This is a genomic window from Williamsia sp. (assembly GCF_016462415.1).
Classification (GTDB): Bacteria; Actinomycetota; Actinomycetes; order Mycobacteriales; family Mycobacteriaceae; genus Williamsia_A.
Window position 1 is genome coordinate 25,917 of record NZ_JAEMTF010000006.1, and the last position, 21,158, is coordinate 47,074.

The following is a 21,158-nucleotide window of genomic DNA, read 5'->3' on the forward strand; positions in this document are numbered from 1 at the left end:
TCAGGGCTTGCGCACGAGATAGATGTCCATGATCCAGCCATGTCGCGCGCGGGCCTGCGCCCGCGTCGTCGCTATCTGTTCCCCCACCTCACCGACCGTGCCGCTGAGCAGGATCTCGTCCGGCGTACCGAGATAGGCGCCCCACCAGATGTGGTCACCCGGGTCGGCGGTGTGGCGAAAGGTGCAGTCGGCGTCGAGCATGACGATCTGGTTGGCGTCCACGCCCGGCGGCGTCTCGCCGAGTCGGCGGCCGGTGGTGATGAGTATCGGTTCGCCGATGCGGTTCATCAGGATCCGGTGGGCCGCGGTCAGTGCCGAGGCACTCGTGACACCGGCGACCACCTCGATGCGCAGGGACACGCGGCCGCGGTCGACGATCGCGTCGGCGATGCGCAGGGTGCTGTCGTAGAGGCCCGGATCGCCCCAGACCAGGATCCCCCCGACCCCGTCGTCGGACAGCTCACCGCTCAGGGCCGCCTCGATCCGGGTGGCGCGGGCGTCGTGCCAGCGCCGCACCTCGGCGTCGTAGTCGGTGGGGTTCCGGTCGCGCGGCGGATCCTCGATCTCGACGAACCGGTAGTTGCCCGCGCCGAGGTGTCGGTCGCAGATCTGCTCGCGCACGGCGACCAGGGATTCCTTGGTCGCCCCCTTGTCGAGGACGAAGAAGGTGTCGACGCCGCGCATCGCGTCGATGGCCTCGACGGTGACCTGACGCGGGTCACCCGGGCCGATGCCGATGATCCGCAGGGTGCGGGTGGTCGCAGCCGGCGTCGAGGTGGTCGTCACGGGCGTGCGCGGCGCAGACCGTGGAACCGGGCCGTGACGTCGAGCATCACCGCACGCGGCAGGATGCGTCGCAGCGCGAACACGACCGGCGCGCGGTTACCCAACGCATACAACGGCTTCGGGTTCGGTGACAGTGCCGCGGTGACGATCAGCTCGGCGATCGGACCGACGTCGAGTCCGTGCTGCTCGTTGCGACGCGTGGCCGCGGCCACCTTGGCGTAGTCCTCGCGGTAGGGCGAGTTGTCGGCGAGGTGGTAGCTGCGTCGGTCCCCGATGCCGGTGGCGATGGTCCCCGGTTCGACCGTGAGCATGGCGATCCCGAACGGCGCGAGTTCGCGGCGGGACGCGTCGGCGAATCCCTTGATCGCGCTCTTCGCGGCAGAGTAGGTGGAACGGAACGCGATCGGGAAGCTCGACAGCATCGACCCGACCATCACCACCACGCCGGACTGCCGGGACCGCATGCCGGGCAGCAGCGCCTTCGTCAGTGCGATCGGCCCGAAGACGTTCGTGGCGAACAGCTCCTCGATCGCCGACATCGGCGTGTCCTCGAGGGAGCCCATCAGGCTCGCGCCGGCGTTGTTGATCAGGATGTCGACATCGCCGGCCTCCCGCGCGCACCGCTCGATGCTGGCGGCGTCGGTCTGATCGAGCGCGATGTAGTGCACGCCGGTGATCCGGTCCCCCGCAGGGATGCGATCGGGGTGGCGGCTGGTGCCGATGACGGTGTGCCCCCGCGCGACGAACCTCTCCGCGACCGCGGCACCGATGCCGCTGGAGGCGCCGGTCACCAGCACCGTCCTCGATCGATCCGACTGACGGCTGGGCGATGCTCCCGATGCGCTCACGCCGATCACTGTAGGGGTCCGCGGATCGCCATCGGAAAACAAGTGGCGATCACAGGAATTATCAGGAGATCCTCAGGGTTGGACATGCTCGGTGCGGTTGTTCGTTTCGGTGGGGAAGAAGGTGCGCGATGCTGATCGGGATTGGTCTCGCCGTCCTCGCCGCACTCGGGTACGGACTCTCCTCGGTGATGCAGGCTCTCGGGGCGCGCCAGGCTGCCGCTCAGTCATCCGGCGAGGGGTGGACCACCGAATCCGGCGGTCCCACACTCAAATCGACGATGGCCGCCGCGCTGACCGGGGTGTTCATCGTCGGCGCGGTCATGGACGTCCTCGGTTTCGTCGCCGGCGCGGGCGCGGCGCGCATGCTGCCGCTGTTCCTCTCGCAGACCATCGTCGCCGGCAACCTGGTGATCACCGCGATCCTGGGGATGTTCGCCCTCGGCATCCGACTGCACCCGCGCGACTGGGCCGCCATGGTGCTGGTCATCGTGTCGTTGTGCCTGCTCGGTACGGCCTCACACAGTCACGGCGCGACGGAGGCGAGTTTCGCGTTCCGGTCCGGACTGCTCGCCGCGACGATCGCCATCATCGTGATCTCACTTCTCGCCGTGCGCCGGATGGGTCGCGCGGGTTCGATCGCGGCCGGGATGGCGGCCGGGCTGTTGTTCGGCGCCATCGCCATGGCCGTTCGTGTGCTCGGCGGCCTGCACCCGTTCTCGATCGCCACCATCGCGACCGACCCTGCCGCGTGGACCATCGCCATCGCCGGTGCTTTCGGTTTCTACCTGCACACCGTCGCCCTGCAGCTCGGCGCGGTCAACGGATCGACCGCGGCGATGGTGGTCGGCGAGACCGCGGTTCCGGGCATCCTCGGCGTGTGGCTGCTCGGCGACACCACCGCATCGGGCCTCGAGTGGCTCGCCGTGGCCGGGTTCGTCCTCGCGATCGTCGGGGCGGTCCTGGTCGCGCTGTTCGGATCGGGTGAGGCGCAGCGGTCGGCGGAGGAAAACGAGATCCATGCCGTCGGGGAGGTCATCGCCGCACCGATCGCCCACCGTCACTACAGTTCGTCCGGGCGTGGGGCCGACGGCTGACGCCGGCACCGGCACGACCTGCCATCCATCTGTCATCCCGCTACGAAGGACACCCATGACCACCGCGTACGACTTCACCGCCACGAGCATCGATGGCGAAGAGATCGACCTCAGCCAGTACCGAGGCAAGCCGCTGCTCATCGTGAACACCGCGTCTCAGTGCGGGTTCACGCCGCAGTACACCGGCCTCGAGGAGCTCAACAAGGCCTACGCCGACAAGGGCCTCGTCGTTCTCGGCTTCCCCTGCAACCAGTTCGGGCACCAGGAGCCCGGCGACGCCGAGGAGATCAAGAACTTCTGCAACCTGACCTACGACGTCAGCTTCCCAATGTTCGGCAAGGTCGACGTCAACGGCAAGGACGCGCACCCGCTGTTCGCATGGTTGCGGTCGGAGAAGTCCACCGTCTTGGGTAGCCGCATCAAGTGGAACTTCACCAAGTTCCTGGTCAACAAAGAGGGTCAGGTCGTCGACCGGTTCCCGCCGACCGCCAAGCCCGCGTCGCTGTCGGGAAAGATCGAAAAGGTCCTCTGACGGCCTGACGGGGATGTCCTGGGTCGCCGTTAGTCTCCGAGGATGAGCGAGCGTTTCCCCGACGACTGCCCCACCCTCACCCGCGACGGTCAGACCGCCGGGTTCAGTCCGTCACCGGACGGGATGTCGTTGTTCGCCTGGTGGCGCGACACCACCGGCGACCACACCGACAGCGAGATGATCGGCGTCTACCCGAGCTACGAGGCCGGGGTGATCGGTGTGCTGCGCGCCATCGCGGCCGACGGTATGGATCCCGATCCCGACGAGGTCACCGTGGAGGCGAAAGCCCTCGAACGCGACTTCACCGCGACCGACTGGATGGGCCTGGGCTTCTGAGCAGAGGCGGGCTACCGGTGCGTCGCGGTGTAGTCCTTGACCGTCTGAACGGCGGGCTTCGCTGTCCCGTCCGCACGGTAGAGACCGAACTGTAGGCCCGCGTCGTACCCCGAGGTCGCGTCCTGGGTCGTGTACAGGAACATCGGGCCGTGCCAGGACCTGCGCCCCCACGCGTCCATGAAGTCCTTGATGTACGCCGCCTGATGCGCCTCGGTCACGACCGATGTCGGCAGGCCGTATTCCGTGGCCCAGATCCGCTTGCCGCCGTCGCCCTTCGACAGCATCGTGTTGTGCATGGCCGTGTCCTCGTTGTACGGCGACCCGGCGAGGCTCAGTCCCTGCGAGTAGGGAGTGCTGAGCTGGTACGGATGGAACGAGATCGCGTTGAAGTAGCCCTTCGCCCCCGCGTTGTACATCGCGGTGAGAAAGGTGGGCGCGTTGATGGTCTTGTCCGTGGTCGAGGTCGGCACTGCCCCCAGGACACCTGCGATCACCGTCACCGCGGAACTGACGGCCTTGATCTTCACGTAGGCGGCCTTGAGCAGCTGCGTGTACCTCGCGGGGTCGGGCGTCGGATAGAACGACGTTCCCCCGTTGGGCTCGTTCCAGATCTCGTACGCCGAGATCTTGCCCTTGTAGCGCTTCGCGACGATTGCGGTGAAGTCGCCGTAGTCGCCGACCTTGGCCGGTGGACTGATGACCGGAGTGTCCCCGGGGGCCACGGCCCAGTCCGGCGAATGGGTGACGACCGCCACGATGCCCATCTTCCGGGTCGTGGCCGACGCGACCACCCGGTCGATCCTGGTCCAGTCGAAGACGCCGGGGTCGGGGTTCACGTCGTACCACGGGATCAGCACCCGCACGTTCTTCACCCCGAGGGCCGCCACCTTTGTGAGCGCGGCGTCGATCTGAGCCTGGGTGGCGAAGTACAGGTCGCTGTCCGCGACGCCCAGCGTCGTGGACCGTACCGAGACGGTCGCGGTGTCGACGATGGAGTAGGACCGCGGTCGTTCCGCCGACAGGAGTGACGCTCCGGCGACCGCGATGACCGTGAGGACAGCGGTGACGGCGACCATCACCGTGGAGAACGGGAACGGACGCGAGCGAATCTTCGACACGGGATCTCCAGCTCATGGTGCGCACGCGAAGGAGCCCCCCGCTCGGGCCGAGTCTAGCCATCGACGGGCTGGATTCGTACAGATCGGTACCGGCGTATCGGCTCCGGCGCGGAGAACCATCCGATCGGACGACAGGAACGTGTCCCGGTGAAAGTTACTGGCCCTCAGCAACATCGACGAGCAATCAGTTCATGGGTGCCCTCGGCAGGATTCGAACCTGCGACCTACCCTTTAGGAGAGGGTTGCTCTATCCCCTGAGCTACGAAGGCAACTGCGCCGATCAGCAGATCGCCACGCGTGGCGAGTCTAACCGACCGCCTCAGGCCCCAACCAGCTCGCGCCGCCGCGGCATGGTCCTCGCGACGCCGAGTGCGGCGAGCGCCGCGAGCAGCAGGACTGCTGTCGCGATGACGAACGCCAGCGTGAACGACGACCCCAGGACCGGCGTGACGACCAGCGGACCGAGCACCTGACCGACGCCATAGACCGCGGTGAGGATGGCCGCGGTCCGCGCCACCGGCAGCGCGGCACCCACCGACATGGTCACCGCGGTGATCCCGATGAACGTGCCGCCGAAGAGCACCGCGGCGACCACTGCGGCGGCCGTCGATGATGCGACCGCGGGCAGCAGGGCCGCGCACGCCTGCACCAGCAGCGCGATGCCGAGTGCCCGGTGCCCACCGATCCGCCGGGCGATCGCCGTCCACACCACCACCGAGGGGACCACCGCAAGACCGACCACGATCCACACGATCGGACCGACCGTCGAGGCGGACGAGCCCGAGTGTCCACCGACCGCGGCCACCAGGAACGTACCGATGACGATGTAGCCCAGGCCCTCCAGGAAGTACGCCGCGAGCAGCAGCCGCCACGCCGCGTGGTGGGGCCGATCCGTCTCGGCCACGGCCGACGTCACCGTCCCCGCCTCCGCGTGGATCCGCATCGACCCGATCGGCACCAGGAGCAACCCGGTGACCGCCGCCGAGACCAGCCAGAGCTGCTGCCAGCTCAGATGCGGCCCGGCGAGCAGCGTGACCGCCCCGCTCACCGCGATGCCGGTGCCGACCCCTGCGAAAGCCAGACTGGTCGACGCCCCGGCCGCCCGCGCGCGGGCCACCGTGCTCACGCATCCGACGAAGATGACCGCACTGGCCGCCCCGGCCACGAAACGCAGGAACGACAGCCAGACCACTCCCGCGCCCACCGCCATCAACGCCTCGCTGGCCACGAGCGCCACCGCCCACACCCGCAGGTGAGCGGCGGTGTTGATTCTCGGTCGGACCGACAACGCCACCGCGCCTGCGAGGTAGCCGGCGTAGTTCGCCGTCGCGACCGCGGCACCGGAGGTCGTGCTGATCGCGTGATCGCTGATCATCAGCGGCAACAGCGGCGTGAAGACGAACCGGCCCACCCCCATCGAGGCCGCCAATCCGGCTGCACCGGCCAGTGCCACACCCTGCCCGGCCGCCCATCGACTCCGCACCACATCGGTCATGGTCGCCAACGCTATGGGCCATCGTGGTCGATCGGAAATGCCGGATGAACATGACCGATAACCTGGACGCATGGATCTGGAGGTGCGCCACATGCGCGCATTCGTCGCGCTCGCCGACGAGATGAACTACACCCGGGCCGCCGCCGGACTCCACGTCAGCCAACCGGCCCTGACGCGCACCATCCAGCAACTCGAACGCATCCTGGAATGCGAGCTGCTCACCCGAACGTCACGCGCACTGAGCATGACCGAGGCCGGCCGCACCTTCGCCGACCACGCTCGCCGCATCGTCGCCGACATCGACGCGGTCGGCGACGAGATGCGGATGTCGGCGACGATCCGCGTCGGGTTCGCGTGGCTGCTGCCGGAGTGGTTCGGCGAGATCACCGCGGGTGTGGAGGCACGCGGGGGCCGGATCAGCCTGCACCGCACCGACGATCCGATCCGTGCGCTGGCGCGCGGTGAGGTGGATGTCGCGATCACCCGCCGCCCGCCCGCCGACCACTCCGGTGTCGACGCGTCCATCCGGTATCGGGCCGCCGGGTCCGAACACCGACTGCTCGCCGTGGCCACCGCGTCCGAGGTGGCCACCCGAGCCGACCTCCACTGGGACGACCTCGCGTCCGAACCGCTCATCATCAACGTTCTCTCCGGGACCACCACCGAGGACTCCTGGACGCACTCCGACCCCGATCGCGTGATCGTCCGGTGCAACAACTTCGACGAGTGGATCGAGCTGACGGCGGCGGGTCGGGGGATCAGTGCGGTTCCCGACGTGGTGCGCGACCGTGCGCAGCACCCGGCCGTGACCTACCGGGACATCCCCGGCATCCCGGACTCGACGGTCCACGTCGCCTGGCGCGAGCGGACTCCCCCGCTGCGATCGATCGAGATCTTCCTCGACGTCGTCGGCTGACGCCCGGACCGTTCGTCCGCTAGGCTCACGAACTACTTCCTTCGCGACCGCGCCGTACGGGCCCGCACGCACGATCCGAGGCCGTCGCAACACCCCTCGTACTGCTGTGTTTCATGGGCGTCACATACCGGAAACGCACTGGCGATCTGCCGCCCCTACCGTCACCAGAGATTTCACTTGACGAGAATCTCGCCCATCCGGGGGGATCGGAATCCAGGAGTGACCCATGAGTGGCAGCATTTCCCGCCGTGAGGCGATCAAGGCCGTGACGGCCCACAGCACGCCGGAATGCGCCACGGCGCAGGCACCGCTTGCCGATCTCTTCGGAGTCAACGTCTTCGACAAGTCGGCCATGAAGGACCGACTGCCCAAGAGTGTCTTCAAGAAGATCTCGGCCACGATCGACGAGGGCGTCGCCCTCGACCCGACCATCGCCGACGTCGTCGCCAACGCGATGAAGGACTGGGCCGTCGAGAAGGGTGCGTCGCACTACGCGCACGTCTTCTACCCGCTGACCGGTTTCACCGCCGAGAAGCACGACTCGTTCCTCGAGCCCGATGCGTCCGGCGCATCGCTCGCCGAGTTCCAGGGCAAGACGCTGCTGCAGGGCGAGCCCGACGCATCGAGCTTCCCGAACGGTGGTCTGCGCGGCACGTTCGAGGCCCGCGGCTACACCGGCTGGGACGTCACCAGCCCGGCGTACATCCTGGAGAACCCGGCCGGCAACACGCTGTGTATCCCGACGGTGTTCATCTCGTGGACCGGTGAGGCCCTGGACAAGAAGACCCCGCTGCTCCGCAGCCAGCAGGCGATGAGCAAGCAGGCCATGCGTCTGCTGAAGTTGTTCGGCCACAACGACGTCGACACCGTGGTGTCCTACGCGGGCGCCGAGCAGGAGTACTTCCTGATCGACGAGCACTTCTACTACGCACGCCCGGACATCATGACCACCTCGCGAACCCTGTTCGGCGCCAAGCCGTCCAAGGGCCAGGAGTTCGACGACCACTACTTCGGCGCGATCCCCGACCGCGTGCTGGGCTTCATGATCGATCTGGACCGCGAGCTGTTCAAGCACGGCATCCCGTCGAAGACCCGCCACAACGAGGTCGCCCCCGGCCAGTTCGAGCTGGCCCCGGTGTTCGAGCGCTCGGTGCTCGCCCACGACCACCAGCAGCTGATGATGACCATCATGAAGAAGGTCGCCGAGAACCACGGCATGACCTGTCTGTTGCACGAGAAGCCGTTCGCAGGCGTCAACGGCTCGGGCAAGCACGTCAACTTCTCGCTGGGCAACAGCAATCAGGGCAACCTGCTCAACCCCGGCGACACCCCGCACGAGAACGTGCAATTCCTCGTGTTCTGCGCGGCCATCATCCGCGGCGTGCACAAGTACGGCGGACTGCTGCGCGCCTCGGTCGCGTCGGCGAGCAACGATCACCGCCTCGGCGCCAACGAGGCTCCCCCGGCGATCATCTCGATCTTCCTCGGCGAGCAGCTGATGGACGTGTTCGACCAGATCGCCAAGGGCGGTGCCACCGAATCGAAGGAGTCGGGCGTACTCGAGCTCGGCGTCGACAGCCTGCCCCCGATGAAGGCCGACCCGGGCGACCGCAACCGCACCAGCCCGTTCGCCTTCACCGGCAACCGGTTCGAGTTCCGCGCGCCCGGCTCGAACCAGTCCATCTCCGACCCGATGGTCGCGATCAACACCATCCTGGCCGACTCGATCGACTTCCTGGCCACCGAGCTGGAGACGCTGACCGCCGACGGCACCGAGTTCAACGCAGCCGTGCAGACCGTGTTGCAGAAGGTGATCACCGACCACGGTGCGGTCATCTTCAACGGCGACGGCTACGCCGACGCGTGGCAGGAGGAGGCGGCCGCGCGTGGTCTGAAGAACCTGCGCACCACCGTCGACGCCGTCCCGTTCATGGCCGAGAAGGAGAACGAGGACCTGTTCGAGAAGTACGGAGTCCTCTCCGCACGCGAGCTCGAGGCCCGCAAGGACGTCATCCTCGAGCAGTACGCGCTGACGATCCTGGTGGAGGCCAAGGAGACCGCCGAGATCGCCAAGACCATGATCCTGCCTGCCGCCCTGCGCTACCAGGGCGAACTGGCCGGCATCGCGGTCAACGTGAAGGCCGCCGGACTCGACGCCGCCAACCCGCTGCTGACCGACCTCAGCACCGCGGTCACCGCTCTGGGGACCGCGTTGGCGAGCCTGGAGAAGGGCATCGAGGCGTTCCACGGCGAGTCCGAGCTCGAGGAGTCGACGTACGCGCTGGAGACCTTGATCCCGGCGATGGCCGAGGTCCGCGTGGCCGCCGACACGCTCGAGTCGCTGGTGGCCGACGATCTGTGGCCGCTGCCGACCTACAACGAGATGCTCACCATCCTCTGATCGACGCGACATCGCCGACGGCGGTGGTCGGACGCAGCAGACGCTGCGGACGGCCGCCGCCGTTGTCGTCGATACGCGGAGTGATTCAGGCGAAACTGTCGCTGCGGCCGAGATAGGTCAGGTGGCCGTCGGACGACATCGTGACGACGTCACCGGTCCGGTAGAGGATCGACCCTGCGCGGTCGGTCCCGAGATGTGTTGGCGTGGCGACAAAACGCGTGGCGGTCAGCGCCGCACTGCCGAGAAAGCCGCGTGCGAGCGCCGGTCCGGTGACGTAGAGCTCGCCGCGCACGCCGGCGGGGACCGGACGCAGTTCGTGGTCGAGGACGACGAGCCCGGTGGTGGCGTCGGGATCGCCCAGGGCGCTGAGCACGCGGCGATGCGGCGCGGTCCACCGGCCGATCAGCTCCGGAGTACTACGCCCCTGCCCGGTCACCAGGACACGGAGATCAGGTAACCCGTTCGGCGACAGCGTCTCCGCCGTCTGGACGTCGAGGAATGCGTGGCTGATGGCATCACCGCGCAGCACGCGGATGAGGTGGTCGGCGTGCTCGCGGGCGGCATCGGTCACGATGGTCATCCGCGCGCCGGTCGACATGGCCAGCAGCACCTCGAGAACCGGTATCGGGCCGTCGCCCGACGTGGCGTGCATCAGGCGTGATCGTCGATCGACACCGCACCGGATCCGCTGCTCGTCGGCGACCATCGACAGCACACGGTTCGACACCGCGACGCCCCGTACGGGCGCACCGTCGGCGGCGCTGTAGGCGACGTATGCGAGGTGATCGACGTCGAGCCGGGCGTGTCGGGCGGCGTCGCGGATCGGCCGGACGCTGAGGCACGCGACCACCGTGCGGTAGTTCGCGCCGTCCATCGACATCCATCGGACCGCACCCGCCGCGTCCGACATGTCCGGCGCGGTGGCGGCGGTGACGAATCCGAACCGGACCCGCGAGTCGGCGATCACCTGGTGCACGACCGGATCAGTGATCCCACGATCGGTCACCGTCTGCGGATCGACGGTGACGAAGGCCGCGCCGCTCTTCGCGATCGCCCAGATGGCGATCAATGCCTCGAGGCCACGTGGCAGGGCGAGAGCGACGACGTCTTCGGGGCCGACGTCGCAGGCGATGAGCAACCGCGCCCACTGATTCGAGCGCTGGTCGAGTTCTCGGAAGGTGATGGACGTCCGGTCGGCGCCGTCGTCGACGATCGCGGCCACGGCATCGGGTGCGGCGCTCGCCACGTCGGCGACCATCGCGGCCAGGGTGCGCGGCGGCGCGGACACCGACATCTCGTGCGATGCAACCGGGGACACACGGTCGGCGCCGACGTGTTCGACACTGCCGTCCGGCCGCCGCAGCACCGTGACGCCGGTGCGGACCATGCGGGTTCCGGGGCGGAACGGGTTGGCGACGAAGCGATCCGAGGTCGCGCCTGGGTCGGAGGTGTATCCGCGGGCCAGCTGCGCACCGGCGACGTACATCTCACCGACGGCACCGACCGGCAGCGGTCGCAGGAAGGCGTCGAGGACGTAGACGGCGGTGTTCCACACCGGCCGGCCGACGGTGGAGGCCGACGCACCGTGATCACCCGTGCGGGGCACCACCCCGAACGCGGTCTCGGCGGACCCGCTCAGCACGGCATCAGGCCCGCGCACACGGCTGAGGTCGATGGTCGCGCCGAGGACCAACGGCAGCAGCGATTCCCAGAGCCAGTCGGCAGTCGGCGTGGCGTCGACACACACCCGCTCGCCGGTCACCGGCGAGCGGTGCGACTGCATCCACTGCAGCCGGTTGGCGACCGCGCGATGGGTGAGCACGACCCCGTCGCTCTCGGCGTCGTCGCCGAACGAGATCCATACGGGGTTACCCAGGTGGCCCGGCGCGAGGAGTTCGCCCGAAGAGATCGGGTCGTCGGGCACCTCGTCGAGCTCGGCGGCGCCGAACGGGATCACCTCGACCCACGGCGGGATCGCGTCGTAGCCGGTGGCCGGGGTGGGGGCGCACGGCTGCGCGGCGTCGTCGGGATCCCCGACGAGGTCGTCGAGGACACGGTCGCTCACCACGCAGGTGGGCCGGGTACGCGAGATCCGGTGCGCGATGGCGGTCGCGGGGTCCGCCGGGTCGAGGGGCAGGACCGCACCACCGGCACGCAGAACCGCGAGCATCGCGGTGAGTCCGGCCACCCGGTCGGCGGTCATCACCCCGACCACGCTCTCCGGGCCCACTCCGGCGGCGAGCAGCGCACGCGTCAGCTGATTTGCGCGACAGTCGAGTTCGCCGTGGGTGAGAACTTCGGCGGGCGCTCCGTCGCCGACCAGTGCGACGCGGTCGTGGTCGCGTGCCATCCCGATCTCGACGAGTTCGGTGACCGTTGCCGGTGGCATCAGGATGTCGGTCGCGTTGGGTTCGTCGACGACCTCGATGTGCTCGGCCACGCTGATGACGTCGAGCGTGGCGAGCCGGGTCGTGGTCGACGCCGCGACGAAACGCGACAGGTAGTCGAGCAGACGCGCGTGGTGCGCGCGCACCTCGGCACGCAGGTAGCGGTCGGGATGGGCCTCGAGGTCCACCCGGATCCGGCCGTCGCGCGCGTCGTAGACGTTGACGCTCAGGTCGTCTGTCGGTCCGCTCGACAGGACGAACACGTCGCCGACCACGTCGGCGAACTGCACCGGGCCGAGGAACGGGATGACGTTGACGACCGGCCCCGGGCCCGCTGGGGCATCGGCGAGACGCGCACACAGCGGATGGGCCGGCCAGGCGGCGCTGCGCGCGCGGACCTCGCCGATACGGGCGGCGGTCGTGGTGACGGCGTCGGCAACCGTGGTGTGCGACGTGGCCCGAAGGCGCAGCGGGAGGGTCGGGGCCGTCAGTGCCTGATCGGCCGCCGCGGCGACGGCCGTCGGGATCCCGATCAGGACGTCGTCCGAGCGGCAGAGCCCCGCGACGTATCCGGCGACCGCGGCGACGACGACGGATTCGACCCGGGTGCCCGCAGCGGCGGCGGCGGATCGCAGCTCATCGGAGGCCGACACCGACATGGTGCGCGACTCGGTCAGCACAGACCACGCCGACCCGGTCGTCGACGGCGCGGGCAGCGGCCGGTGCGAGAGGCTCGTCGGCACCGGGATCGGGTCGAACTCGGCGTCCCAGAAGTCGACGTCGGACAAGTCGGGGTCGGGTGTCGCGACGACGCGGCGGACCGTGTGACCCGATGCGGTCTCGCCGTGCGGGGCGTCGGCCCGTCCGGTCATCCGCGCGCTGTAGACACCGGCGAGGTCGTGCAGAAGCCTCGCGTGGGCGGCAGGTCGGCCGCTCAGGTGCAGGATCTGGCCCTCGGGGCCGATGTCGATCAGGTGGCCGGCGATGTCCGGGGCGCCCGCGACGACGTGGTCGAACGATTCCATCCACCGCAGGGCGGCCGCCCGGGGACGGTCCTGCCCGCTCAGGTCGACCGTGCCGAAGGTGACGATCGGGGCGGGGTCAGCGCAGGGCCGTGTCGCACCGAACCGTGCGCCCACCTCGTCCACGGCGGCGGCGAGTGCATCCCGGTCGAGCGCGCCGTCGAGTTCGACGTAGACCGCGACGGGAGCGGTACCTGCAGCCAGGGTGGGCACGCTGTTCCCCTCCTCGTCGGCACTCGTTGTTCGCTCGATGACGAGACGTGTTACCGGTGAGTACTTCGTAGTGGGACGGCGCGTGGATTGGTCGGTTCTGAAGTGGGGCGGTCAGCGCCCCGCGGCGGCGACGCGGGCCTGGACGGCGTCGATCAACACTGTCGGGATGTCGCGCGGATCCTGGGCGACGTAACTGGTCCCGCCCGGTGTGGCGTCGGCGATCTGCTTGAGGGCGTCGGTGTCGGCGTCGTCGGAGATGCCGATGGTCAGGACCAGCACCGGACGTGCCGGGTCCTGCAGTTTCTTCAGACGGTCGAGCAGGGCCTGCAGGCCGATGCTGCCCGGGTCCTCGTTACGGCCGTCCGTGAGGATGATGACGCTGTTGGAGTAGTTCGGGTCGTAGCTGTCCTGCACCTTCTGGAACGCGGCCAGGGTGGTGTCGTAGAGGCCGGTACCGCCGCCGACGTACTGGCGGTAGTCGTCGGCCCGCTTGTTCAGGAACTGCCGCTGGGTCTGCCCGTCGGGACGGACGGAGTCCTCGCGCGCGATCGGGGCGATCTCGACCCAGTCCTGTCCGGGCCCACCCTTGTCGATGGAGAAGTACCACATGCCGATCTCGGTGTTGTTCGGGAACAGCTTGTTGCCCGTGAGTGCGGCCTGCACCAGCAGGTCGGCCCGAGTGGTGTCGCCCACCGCCTCGTCCATCGATCCCGAGACATCCATCGCCACCAATGTGCGGATCGGCACGGCGAGCACCGACCACTGGCGCAGGGTCTTCTGCTCCTGCGAGGGGTCCTTCAACACGATCGTGCCGACCTGGCCCACTCCCGCGCCGGCGAGCGGCGTGGCCGAGGGGTCGCGATAGCCGGCGCCGGTGAGCGCGGCGATCCCGGCCTTCGACTTCAGGGCCCCGGCGAACTCCTCCCCCGCGGTGCGGGCCACGTCCCGCTTCGCGGCGGGTGCGGTGACGAGCATCGGATAGTCGAGCAGGGTGGTACCCGCCGTCGGGACGGATGCCTTCAGCGTCGACGTCGGGTTCGCCCGCGTGAACGTCACGAACTCCTGCTCGGTGGTCACGACCGGGGTGTCCGAGGCGTTGGCCAACGCCAACCGGTTGGCCTCGCTGTCGTCGTCGCCACGCAGGTTGCCCTGCTGGATCGCGAGGATCGTCATCGCGTCGCTCATCTCCTTGGCGGTGAGCGTGCCCTTCTCCACGGCCGCGAGCGCACCGACGATCGGGGCGTCACCGGTGCTGGAGTCCAGGGGGCTGCCGATCCGCAGGTTGGGCAGCTTCATCACCTCGACCCAGTTCGCCAGTGCGGGCACCGCGGTCCCGGCGACCACGGCCGGCGATGTCGCGACCGACGGGACGACTATGTCGGTGGGGACACCGACCTGCTTGGTGACGGTGGTCGCACGGCCCGTCGAGTCGGCCACCCACAGATCGGGCGCCTGATCGCCGCGGGTCAGTTCACCGGGGATGCGGGTGCCCGACGCGGCCGCGATGGCGAAGTCGTAACACGAATCCGCCGACGCCTGTGGCGCAACGGCTTTGAGTGCTGACGTCATCGACGGGTCGGCAGCGATGGAGATGTCGGTGCGCGTGGCGCAGTCGGGTCCGGAATCACGCAGGACCGTCGCCCACACCACACCGCCTGCGACGAGAGCCGCGACCACCACGACGGCGACGATCAGCCATCCGCGGCGGCGAGGACGCCGGGTCCGACCACGCGTCGAGTCGCCGCGCGCGCCTGCCGAGGCGCCGTCGGCGGATGATCCGTCGGCGGTGTGGCGTCCCATGTCTCCCCTGTCGTCGTCGCACCGGAGAACTGTGCGGTATCGACGGGGATCTTAGTGCAGCGACGCCCTCCGGCGAAGACCTGCTGGAACTTCTCCGAGGACGCGCTCGGATGGGAGTGCCGAACCCCTATTCGGCGAAGACCTGCTGAAACTTGGCCAGCGACGCGTGCAGGTCGGAGTGCACGAGCTTGGCGGCGGCCTTGCCCGCGGGCCCGATCATCGGCAGACCACCGAGGTCGAGGTCGAACTTCACCGTCGACCCGGCGCCGGACTCGGTGACCGCCAGGGTCAGGTCGACCTTGACCCCGCCCTTGCCCTTGCCCTTGAGGGCCACCAGCTTCGGGGGATCGAACTTGTCGACGGTCCACTCAAAACGCACGCGAGTGCCCTTCACCGCGACGACCGATGAGATCTTCAGACCCTTTTTCAGGTCCTCGGACTTGGGGACATCGCCGCGCCATCCGTCGTGGATGGTCAGCCACTCGTCGAATCGCGAGAGGTCGGACACGTACTTCCACGCGACGTCGGGGGTAAGGGGGACGTCGACACTGTCACTCACTGAGGCCATGTGAGTCACCATATTCGGTCGAGCGCCATCGGTGGGTGGCGGTATCTCAGCGCGTCGTCGTTTCCTCGTCGGTGTCGGCGAGTGCGGCGAGAACCGCGCGGGTGCGACGGTCTCGGCGAGCACTGAGTTCGGCGTAGACCTCCTCGCCGGTCCCGTAGGTGGCCTCGACCGCGTCGACGAGTCGTTCCATGGAGTCGGGGTCGGTGGCCGGGACGCCCGGTTCGATGCCCCCGGTCTGCGCGCCCACACCGGCGAGCAGGTGCCGGATGCCGCCCGGACCGCCACCGAGGACGTTGCCCTCGAAGAGACCGATGGTGGCCCACCGCAGGCCGAGCGAGTTGCGCAGGATGGTGTCGAGATCCGCGGGTGAGACGACCCCGGCCTGCACCAGATAGCGCGCCTCGCGCGAGATGGCGGCCTGCAACCGGTTCGCCACGAACCCGGGCATTTCCGTGCCGATGACGACCGGTTCCCGGTCCAGTGCGCGATAGAGCGCCACCGCGCGGTCGGTGGTCTCGGACAGCGTGCGGGTGCCGGGCAGCACCTCCACCAGCGGCATCAGTTCCGGCGGGTTGAACGGGTGCCCGACGAGCAGCCGCGCCGCGACGTCGGCGTCGAGGTCGACGGCGATCTCCGAGGCGGTGATCGACGAACTCGAGGTCGCCAGCACGGCGTCCGGTCGGGCGACTGCACCGATGTCGGCGAACAGCTGCTGTTTCATCGGCAGCCGCTCGGGGCCGTTCTCCTGCACCAGATCTGCGCCGGCGACGGCGTCGGCGAGGTCGGCGGCGGCGCGCACGGTCGTCGAATCCGGGAAAGCACCGGCGACGATCTCGGTGAGGTCGGGGCGTGGGTCGGTGATCGCCACGGTCCAGCCGTGGGCGTCGGCCAGACGGGCCCAGGACAGTCCGATGACCCCGGCGCCCACGATCGCGATGGTGGTCATGATGCGACTCCCACGATGCCGGCGAAGGCACTGCCGGGGACCTGTGCGACGACGCGCTGCGCCGGTGCATCGGACCGGGTCGGCACGGCCCGGACGGTGCCGTCGAGTGCGGTGACGTACGCGATGCCCGCGTCGGAATCGACGGCCAGTCCGATCGCCTCGGCGAAGCCGTCGGCCAGGATCGTCGGTGTGCGCGCGGTGGTCCCGGGGGCCGGGACCTGTGCGGAGTTGAGGGTGTTGCCGCGTGGAGCGGCCCCACGGTCGGTCCAGAACAGGGTGTCCGATGCGGTGTCGATCCAGAGATCGATGGGCTCGGGCAGGCCCGACCACAGGGTCTCGATGTCGGTGCGCGACTCGGCGGTCTCGCCGTCGGGGATGTCGATGCCGGCGCGGAAGATCCGCCCGGCGTCGCCCTTCGACGGACCCTTCTGCGTCCAGTAGAGCAGGCCGGCCGCTGCGTCGACGGCGACGCCGACGCACTGGTCGTCGATGGCCACGAGCCCGGTCACCGGATCCCGCTTCGTGACGACCAGGTCGGTGAGATCGCTTCCGTCGAGCCGTGATCGGCTGACACGCCCTCCCTCCCGGTCACCCCAGTAGAGGAAACCGTCGGCGATCGCGAGCTGCTTGCCGGTAGTGATGTCGCCGTCGGCGACGACGGTGGTGACGTCGGTGCCGTCGACGCGCGCCGATCGGAGACCGCCGTTGCGCTCGGTGAAATCGGCTCCGTCGCCGGTGCCCTGCGACTCGCCGCGACGGGGGCGACCCATGAGGGTCCAGTAGATGCGATCGGTCGTGGGATCGCTGACGATGCCGTCGGGAGCCGAACCGGTGTCGGCGACCACGGTGCTCACCGTGCCGTCGAGATCGATCCGACGCACCGCGGCACCGACGATGTCGAGAACCAACAGATGGTTGAACATGATCGGCCTCCCTCAGGCGTGGACGGCGTCGGCGTTGTTGAGCAGGGCGCTCGGTGCGCGCAGGACCGCGTCGGATGCGATGGCCCGTCGGCGTGCGGCCGACACCCCGCCGAAGCTGGCGGTCAGTCCGATGAGGCGTGCCGCGTGGTGACCGACCTCGGACTCATAGGTCATACCGATGCCGCCGTGCAGCTGGATGATCTCCTCGGCCACCGTGGTGGCCGCGTCGCAGACGTAGACGAACGCGTCGTCGGCGGTCTCGCGCAGGTCGACGCCCTCGGTGCGCTCGGCGGTGGCCGCCTCGGCGACGGCGGTGGCCCGCAGCGCCATCGACCGGGCGAGCTCGACCTGGGCGTACAGGTCGGCGGCGCGGTGCACGAGCGCCTGGAACGACGACAGCGGGACACCGAACTGCTTGCGGCTCTTGAGGTAGTCGACCGTCTGGGTGAGGCCGGCCTCCATCAATCCGATCGCCTCACCGGTGACGGCGATCCGGGCCTGGGCGAACGCGGAGTGCAGCGCGCCCGCGACATCGGACTGCGCGGGGGTGTCGCCGAGCAGGACCGCCGGGGTCGAGTCGAAGGCCACCTGAGAGGCGTGGGTCCAGTCGCTGGTGCGTCCGTCGGTGCGGGTGATGCCCGTGGCGTCGGCGTCGACGACCACCACGTGGGCGCGGCCGTCGGCACCGACGACGGTCACCAGCAGCTTCTGTGCCTGATCGGCATGCAGCACCGGCGATTTCACCCCGCTCACGGTGGCGGTTCCGTCGTCGTGCACGGTGACGGTGGACTCGGGGACGGCGTCCCATGCGCGGGTTGGCTCGGCATGTGCGACGGCGATGGTGAACTCGCCCGCGGCGAGCGCGCCGAGGAGTTCCTTGGCCTGCGTGGGGGTTCCGAGTGCAGCGATGAGCCAGGCGGGCAGCACGACACCGTCGAGCAGCGGCTCGGTGGCGGCGTGGCGACCGATGGCCTCGAGGGTGGCGTAGAGCTCCACGGGGCCGGCCCCGGAGCCGCCGTGTTCGTCGGCGATGGTCAGACCGATCAGGCCCATCTCGGCGAGGGTGTCCCAGACACGTCGGTTCCACCCGAGTTCGGTCGACGTGGCGGCCGCGCGGCCGCCGGTGCCGTAGTCACGGCCGACCGCGGCGTGCACGGTGTCGAAGAGCAGTTGTTGGTCGTCGTTCAGATCGAGGTTCATGGTGATGACCCCTTCCGTGGAGTGTGAGGAATGGTCGCGGGCCGAAGTGGTCTACAGGCCGAGGATGGTTTTCGCGATGACGCCGCGCTGTATCTCGTTGGAGCCGCCGAAGATCGACAGCTTGCGCAGGTTCATGTACTGGGTGGCCGAGGCGGTCGCGGCCTCGTCGGCGCGTAGCGGGCCGTCGGTGTGCACCAACGCCGCGTCGGTTCCGGCCGCGGTCATCCGCAGACGCGTCAACTCCTGCAGTGTGCGTGTGCCCTCGAGCTTGAGCAACGACGACACCGGACTCGCGGCACCGTTCTCGGAGGCGCCGGTGACCCGCAGCTGGGTGGCCTCCAGGGCGAGCAGCTTCGTCTTGATCGCGTGCATGGAGCCGCGGAACGCCGCGTCCCGGGCGAGCGACCCGGTTCCGGTCGGGGTCGTCTCGGCGCTCACCGCGAGGTCGGCGAAGATCCGCTGAGCGGTACCGACCTGAGCGATGCTGTTGCGCTCGTTGCCGAGCAGGAACTTGGCGTAGGTCCAGCCCATGTTCTCCTCGCCGACGAGGTTCTCGGCGGGGATGACGACGTTGTCGAAGAAGAATTCGTTGACCTCCGCGCTGCCGTCGACCAGGGTGATCGGTCGGCGCTCGATTCCGGGTGTGGTCAGGTCGAGGAGCAGGAACGAGATGCCCTGCTGTTTGCGGGCGGCCTCGGGGTTCGTCCGGGCGAGGACGAACATCCAGTCCCCATACTGCCCCAGAGTGGTCCAGGTCTTCTGCCCGTTGAGGACGTAGACGTCGCCGTCGCGCCGTGCGGTGGTCTTGAGCGAGGCCAGGTCGGAGCCGGCCTCGGGCTCGGAAAAGCCCTGTGACCACCAGATGTCGAGATTCGCGGTCGCCGGCAGGAACTTCTGCTTCTGCTCCTCGCTGCCGAACTCGGCGATGATCGGGCCGACCATCGACACGTTGAACGCGAGCGGCTGCGGCACGGCGGCGCGCTGCAGTTCCGATCCGTAGATGTGTGACTGCGTCGCACTCCAGTCCTTGCCACCCCACTGTGCGGGCCAGTGCGGCACGGCGAGACCGTGGCGGTTGAGGATGCGCTGGCTGGTGACGATGTCGTCGTGCGTGGTCTGGTTCAGCGCACTGCGGCGCCGGATGTCGGCGGGTATCTCACCGAGGAACACCTCGCGCAGGTGGTCGCGGAATTCGATGTCGGCACCTGAGAGTTCGAGGTCCATGGCGGTTCTCCTTCGTGGATGTGGAGTGAACGGGTCGACGGCCCGCTCAGGCGGTCGCGGGGGTACGGACTGCGTCGAGCACCTCGTCGGTGCTGGCGCCCGCCCGCTCGGCGTGGCGGTAGAAGCCGGTCGGGGTCTGCGAGAGGTGCAGCGGGTTGGCCACCACGCGGATGGTGCCCTCGGTGGGGTGTTCCATCTCGGTGATGAGTCCGACCTCGCGCACATACGGGTCCTGCGGCAGGTCGGCGATGTCGACCACCAGGCCGTAGGGCATGTCGTTGTCGGTGAGGTACTGCTCCCACTCCGCGGTGGTCCTGGCGGTGGAGTGCGCGAGGACCTTCTCGATGCCCGCGGTGAACGTGGGGCGGTCGATGGTCGGCGAGTCCCACGCGGGGTCGGCGGCGTCCTCGGTGAGTCCGGCGCCGATGAGCAGCTTGCGCACGGCGTCGTTGGTGTACGGGACCGCGGCGATGGCGCCGCCGTCGGCGGTACGCATGGCGGCGTGGGCTCCGGTGAGGCTCAGCGGGTTGCCGACCTCACCTGCGGCGGGGACGAAGACGTCGCCGGCCATGTGCTCGACCATGTTCACCGCGATCATCGCGTCGGCCATGGCGAGCTGCACGTGCTGGCCCTCGCCGGTGCGCAGCTGGTGGTAGAGCGCGGCGAGGACGCCGTTGAGCAGGTAGAGGCCTGCGGTCTTGTCGGCGATGAAGGTCGGCATGAACTGTAGCGAGCCACCGGCGCGGTCCTGCAGGCTGACCAGTCCGGACACGGCCTGGATGACCTCGTCGTACGCGGGACGGTTGCCCTGCGACGAGGTGGGGGCGAAGCCCTGGGCGTGTGCGTAGATCAGGTGGGGGAAGCGCTCGTGCAGCTCGTCGTAGCCGAGGCCGAGTCGGTCGAGTGCGGCGGCGCGCATGTTGGTCACCAGCACGTCGGCGTCGGCGAGCAGCGCGAACAGGTCCTCGAGTCCCTGCGGGTCCTTGAGGTTGATCGCGACGCTGCGCTTGTTGCGGTTGACCTGCATGTACAGCGGCGCCATGCCGGGGTTGCGACCGGTGTTGGCCGGTGACTGCCGGGCGGTGTCGAAGGGCGGCTCGATGCGGATCACGTCGGCACCGAAGTCGCCGAGGATCTGGGTCGCGTACGGCCCCATCACGACGGTGGAGATGTCGATGACGGTGACGCCCGCGAGGGGGCCGGAGTTCTGCGCGGTCATGTCGGCCGTGGTGGCGGTGTCTGCTGTGGTGCTCGTGCCTTCTGTGTTGCTCATGTCTTCGACGGTAGGTCGTTACCAGGGGTAAGGGAATTACCGTCTGACTCAGATCGGTGTGTCCACGGCGATAACA

Annotated in this window: 17 protein-coding genes and 1 tRNA gene; 5 read left to right on the forward strand and 13 right to left on the reverse strand. The window is 68.9% G+C overall.

Translation table 11 applies throughout. The features are described 5' to 3' along the window. Both cobF and JHC79_RS02535 read right to left on the reverse strand, forming a co-directional pair. On the reverse strand, positions 1-786 hold the full coding sequence (cobF, locus tag JHC79_RS02530) for a precorrin-6A synthase (deacetylating) (RefSeq protein ID WP_296388294.1): 786 nt from the start codon (positions 784-786) through the stop codon (positions 1-3). Then, entirely contained in the window at positions 783-1,634 is an 852-nt protein-coding gene (locus JHC79_RS02535) for an SDR family oxidoreductase (RefSeq protein ID WP_296388295.1), read from the reverse strand. The genes cobF and JHC79_RS02535 overlap by 4 nt, the downstream gene beginning before the upstream one ends. Positions 1,635-1,762: 128 nt before the next feature. Between JHC79_RS02535 and JHC79_RS02540 the strand changes: the two genes are divergently transcribed. The 3 genes from JHC79_RS02540 to JHC79_RS02550 are packed head-to-tail and all read left to right on the forward strand — an operon-like array spanning position 1,763 to position 3,596. Further along, on the forward strand, positions 1,763-2,728 hold the full coding sequence (locus JHC79_RS02540) for a hypothetical protein (RefSeq protein ID WP_296388296.1): 966 nt from the start codon (positions 1,763-1,765) through the stop codon (positions 2,726-2,728). A 55-nt stretch (positions 2,729-2,783) separates the two neighbouring features. Then, the gene (locus JHC79_RS02545) at positions 2,784-3,260 is read left to right on the forward strand and encodes a glutathione peroxidase (RefSeq protein ID WP_296388297.1); all 477 of its coding nucleotides are present in this window, start codon (positions 2,784-2,786) and stop codon (positions 3,258-3,260) included. Positions 3,261-3,302: 42 nt separating this feature from the next. Next, positions 3,303-3,596 (forward strand): hypothetical protein, encoded by a 294-nt coding sequence (locus tag JHC79_RS02550; RefSeq protein WP_296388298.1) that lies wholly within the window; start codon positions 3,303-3,305, stop codon positions 3,594-3,596. 11 nt (positions 3,597-3,607) lie between these two features. Here the strand turns inward: JHC79_RS02550 and JHC79_RS02555 are convergent, their stop codons facing one another. The 3 genes from JHC79_RS02555 to JHC79_RS02565 all read right to left on the reverse strand — a co-directional run bounded on the left by JHC79_RS02555 (position 3,608) and on the right by JHC79_RS02565 (position 6,209). Further along, positions 3,608-4,714 (reverse strand): cellulase family glycosylhydrolase, encoded by a 1,107-nt coding sequence (locus JHC79_RS02555; RefSeq protein WP_296388299.1) that lies wholly within the window; start codon positions 4,712-4,714, stop codon positions 3,608-3,610. A gap of 196 nt (positions 4,715-4,910) precedes the next feature. Beyond that, a tRNA-Arg gene (locus tag JHC79_RS02560) sits at positions 4,911-4,983 on the reverse strand. A gap of 50 nt (positions 4,984-5,033) precedes the next feature. Beyond that, positions 5,034-6,209, reverse strand: a complete 1,176-nt coding sequence (locus JHC79_RS02565) for a YbfB/YjiJ family MFS transporter (protein ID WP_296388300.1) — start codon at positions 6,207-6,209, stop codon at positions 5,034-5,036. Between the two features lie 70 nt (positions 6,210-6,279). On the opposite strand from JHC79_RS02565, the gene JHC79_RS02570 reads away from it, so the two are divergent. Together JHC79_RS02570 and JHC79_RS02575 are read left to right on the forward strand one after the other, a co-directional pair. Then, positions 6,280-7,125: a LysR family transcriptional regulator gene (locus JHC79_RS02570; protein ID WP_296388301.1), complete on the forward strand. Its 846-nt coding sequence runs from the start codon at positions 6,280-6,282 to the stop codon at positions 7,123-7,125. Positions 7,126-7,351: 226 nt separating this feature from the next. Continuing rightward, entirely contained in the window at positions 7,352-9,526 is a 2,175-nt protein-coding gene (locus tag JHC79_RS02575; RefSeq protein ID WP_296388302.1) for a glutamine synthetase III, read from the forward strand. A gap of 85 nt (positions 9,527-9,611) precedes the next feature. On the opposite strand, the gene JHC79_RS02580 is transcribed toward JHC79_RS02575, so the two are convergent. The 8 genes from JHC79_RS02580 to JHC79_RS02615 form a co-directional block, all read right to left on the reverse strand. Next, the gene (locus JHC79_RS02580; protein ID WP_296388303.1) at positions 9,612-13,148 is read right to left on the reverse strand and encodes an AMP-binding protein; all 3,537 of its coding nucleotides are present in this window, start codon (positions 13,146-13,148) and stop codon (positions 9,612-9,614) included. 111 nt (positions 13,149-13,259) lie between these two features. Beyond that, the gene (locus JHC79_RS02585; protein ID WP_296388304.1) at positions 13,260-14,948 is read right to left on the reverse strand and encodes a VWA domain-containing protein; all 1,689 of its coding nucleotides are present in this window, start codon (positions 14,946-14,948) and stop codon (positions 13,260-13,262) included. Positions 14,949-15,075: 127 nt separating this feature from the next. Next, positions 15,076-15,516, reverse strand: a complete 441-nt coding sequence (locus JHC79_RS02590; RefSeq protein WP_296388305.1) for an SRPBCC family protein — start codon at positions 15,514-15,516, stop codon at positions 15,076-15,078. Positions 15,517-15,562: 46 nt separating this feature from the next. Next, positions 15,563-16,462 (reverse strand): 3-hydroxyacyl-CoA dehydrogenase NAD-binding domain-containing protein, encoded by a 900-nt coding sequence (locus JHC79_RS02595; RefSeq protein WP_296388306.1) that lies wholly within the window; start codon positions 16,460-16,462, stop codon positions 15,563-15,565. Then, positions 16,459-17,385 (reverse strand): hypothetical protein, encoded by a 927-nt coding sequence (locus JHC79_RS02600; RefSeq protein ID WP_296388307.1) that lies wholly within the window; start codon positions 17,383-17,385, stop codon positions 16,459-16,461. Before JHC79_RS02600 ends, JHC79_RS02595 begins: the two co-directional genes overlap by 4 nt. Positions 17,386-17,397: 12 nt before the next feature. After that, positions 17,398-18,585: an acyl-CoA dehydrogenase family protein gene (locus JHC79_RS02605; protein WP_296388308.1), complete on the reverse strand. Its 1,188-nt coding sequence runs from the start codon at positions 18,583-18,585 to the stop codon at positions 17,398-17,400. A gap of 51 nt (positions 18,586-18,636) precedes the next feature. Continuing rightward, positions 18,637-19,809 carry an acyl-CoA dehydrogenase family protein gene (locus tag JHC79_RS02610; RefSeq protein WP_296388309.1) on the reverse strand — a complete coding sequence of 391 codons (1,173 nt, stop codon included), beginning with the start codon at positions 19,807-19,809 and terminating at the stop codon, positions 18,637-18,639. A gap of 46 nt (positions 19,810-19,855) precedes the next feature. Continuing rightward, entirely contained in the window at positions 19,856-21,082 is a 1,227-nt protein-coding gene (locus tag JHC79_RS02615) for a CoA transferase (RefSeq protein WP_296388310.1), read from the reverse strand. Positions 21,083-21,158: the final 76 nt, after the last annotated feature.

Coding starts and splice junctions, on each gene's coding strand:
- JHC79_RS02540 (WP_296388296.1), top strand. CDS start 1,763: ATGCTGATCGGGATTGGTCTCGCCGTCCTCGCCGCACTCGGGTACGGA.
- JHC79_RS02545 (WP_296388297.1), top strand. CDS start 2,784: ATGACCACCGCGTACGACTTCACCGCCACGAGCATCGATGGCGAAGAG.
- JHC79_RS02550 (WP_296388298.1), top strand. CDS start 3,303: ATGAGCGAGCGTTTCCCCGACGACTGCCCCACCCTCACCCGCGACGGT.
- JHC79_RS02565 (WP_296388300.1), bottom strand. CDS start 6,209: ATGACCGATGTGGTGCGGAGTCGATGGGCGGCCGGGCAGGGTGTGGCA.
- JHC79_RS02570 (WP_296388301.1), top strand. CDS start 6,280: ATGGATCTGGAGGTGCGCCACATGCGCGCATTCGTCGCGCTCGCCGAC.
- JHC79_RS02575 (WP_296388302.1), top strand. CDS start 7,352: ATGAGTGGCAGCATTTCCCGCCGTGAGGCGATCAAGGCCGTGACGGCC.
- JHC79_RS02585 (WP_296388304.1), bottom strand. CDS start 14,948: ATGGGACGCCACACCGCCGACGGATCATCCGCCGACGGCGCCTCGGCA.
- JHC79_RS02590 (WP_296388305.1), bottom strand. CDS start 15,516: ATGGCCTCAGTGAGTGACAGTGTCGACGTCCCCCTTACCCCCGACGTC.
- JHC79_RS02595 (WP_296388306.1), bottom strand. CDS start 16,462: ATGACCACCATCGCGATCGTGGGCGCCGGGGTCATCGGACTGTCCTGG.
- JHC79_RS02600 (WP_296388307.1), bottom strand. CDS start 17,385: ATGTTCAACCATCTGTTGGTTCTCGACATCGTCGGTGCCGCGGTGCGT.
- JHC79_RS02605 (WP_296388308.1), bottom strand. CDS start 18,585: ATGAACCTCGATCTGAACGACGACCAACAACTGCTCTTCGACACCGTG.
- JHC79_RS02610 (WP_296388309.1), bottom strand. CDS start 19,809: ATGGACCTCGAACTCTCAGGTGCCGACATCGAATTCCGCGACCACCTG.
- JHC79_RS02615 (WP_296388310.1), bottom strand. CDS start 21,082: ATGAGCAACACAGAAGGCACGAGCACCACAGCAGACACCGCCACCACG.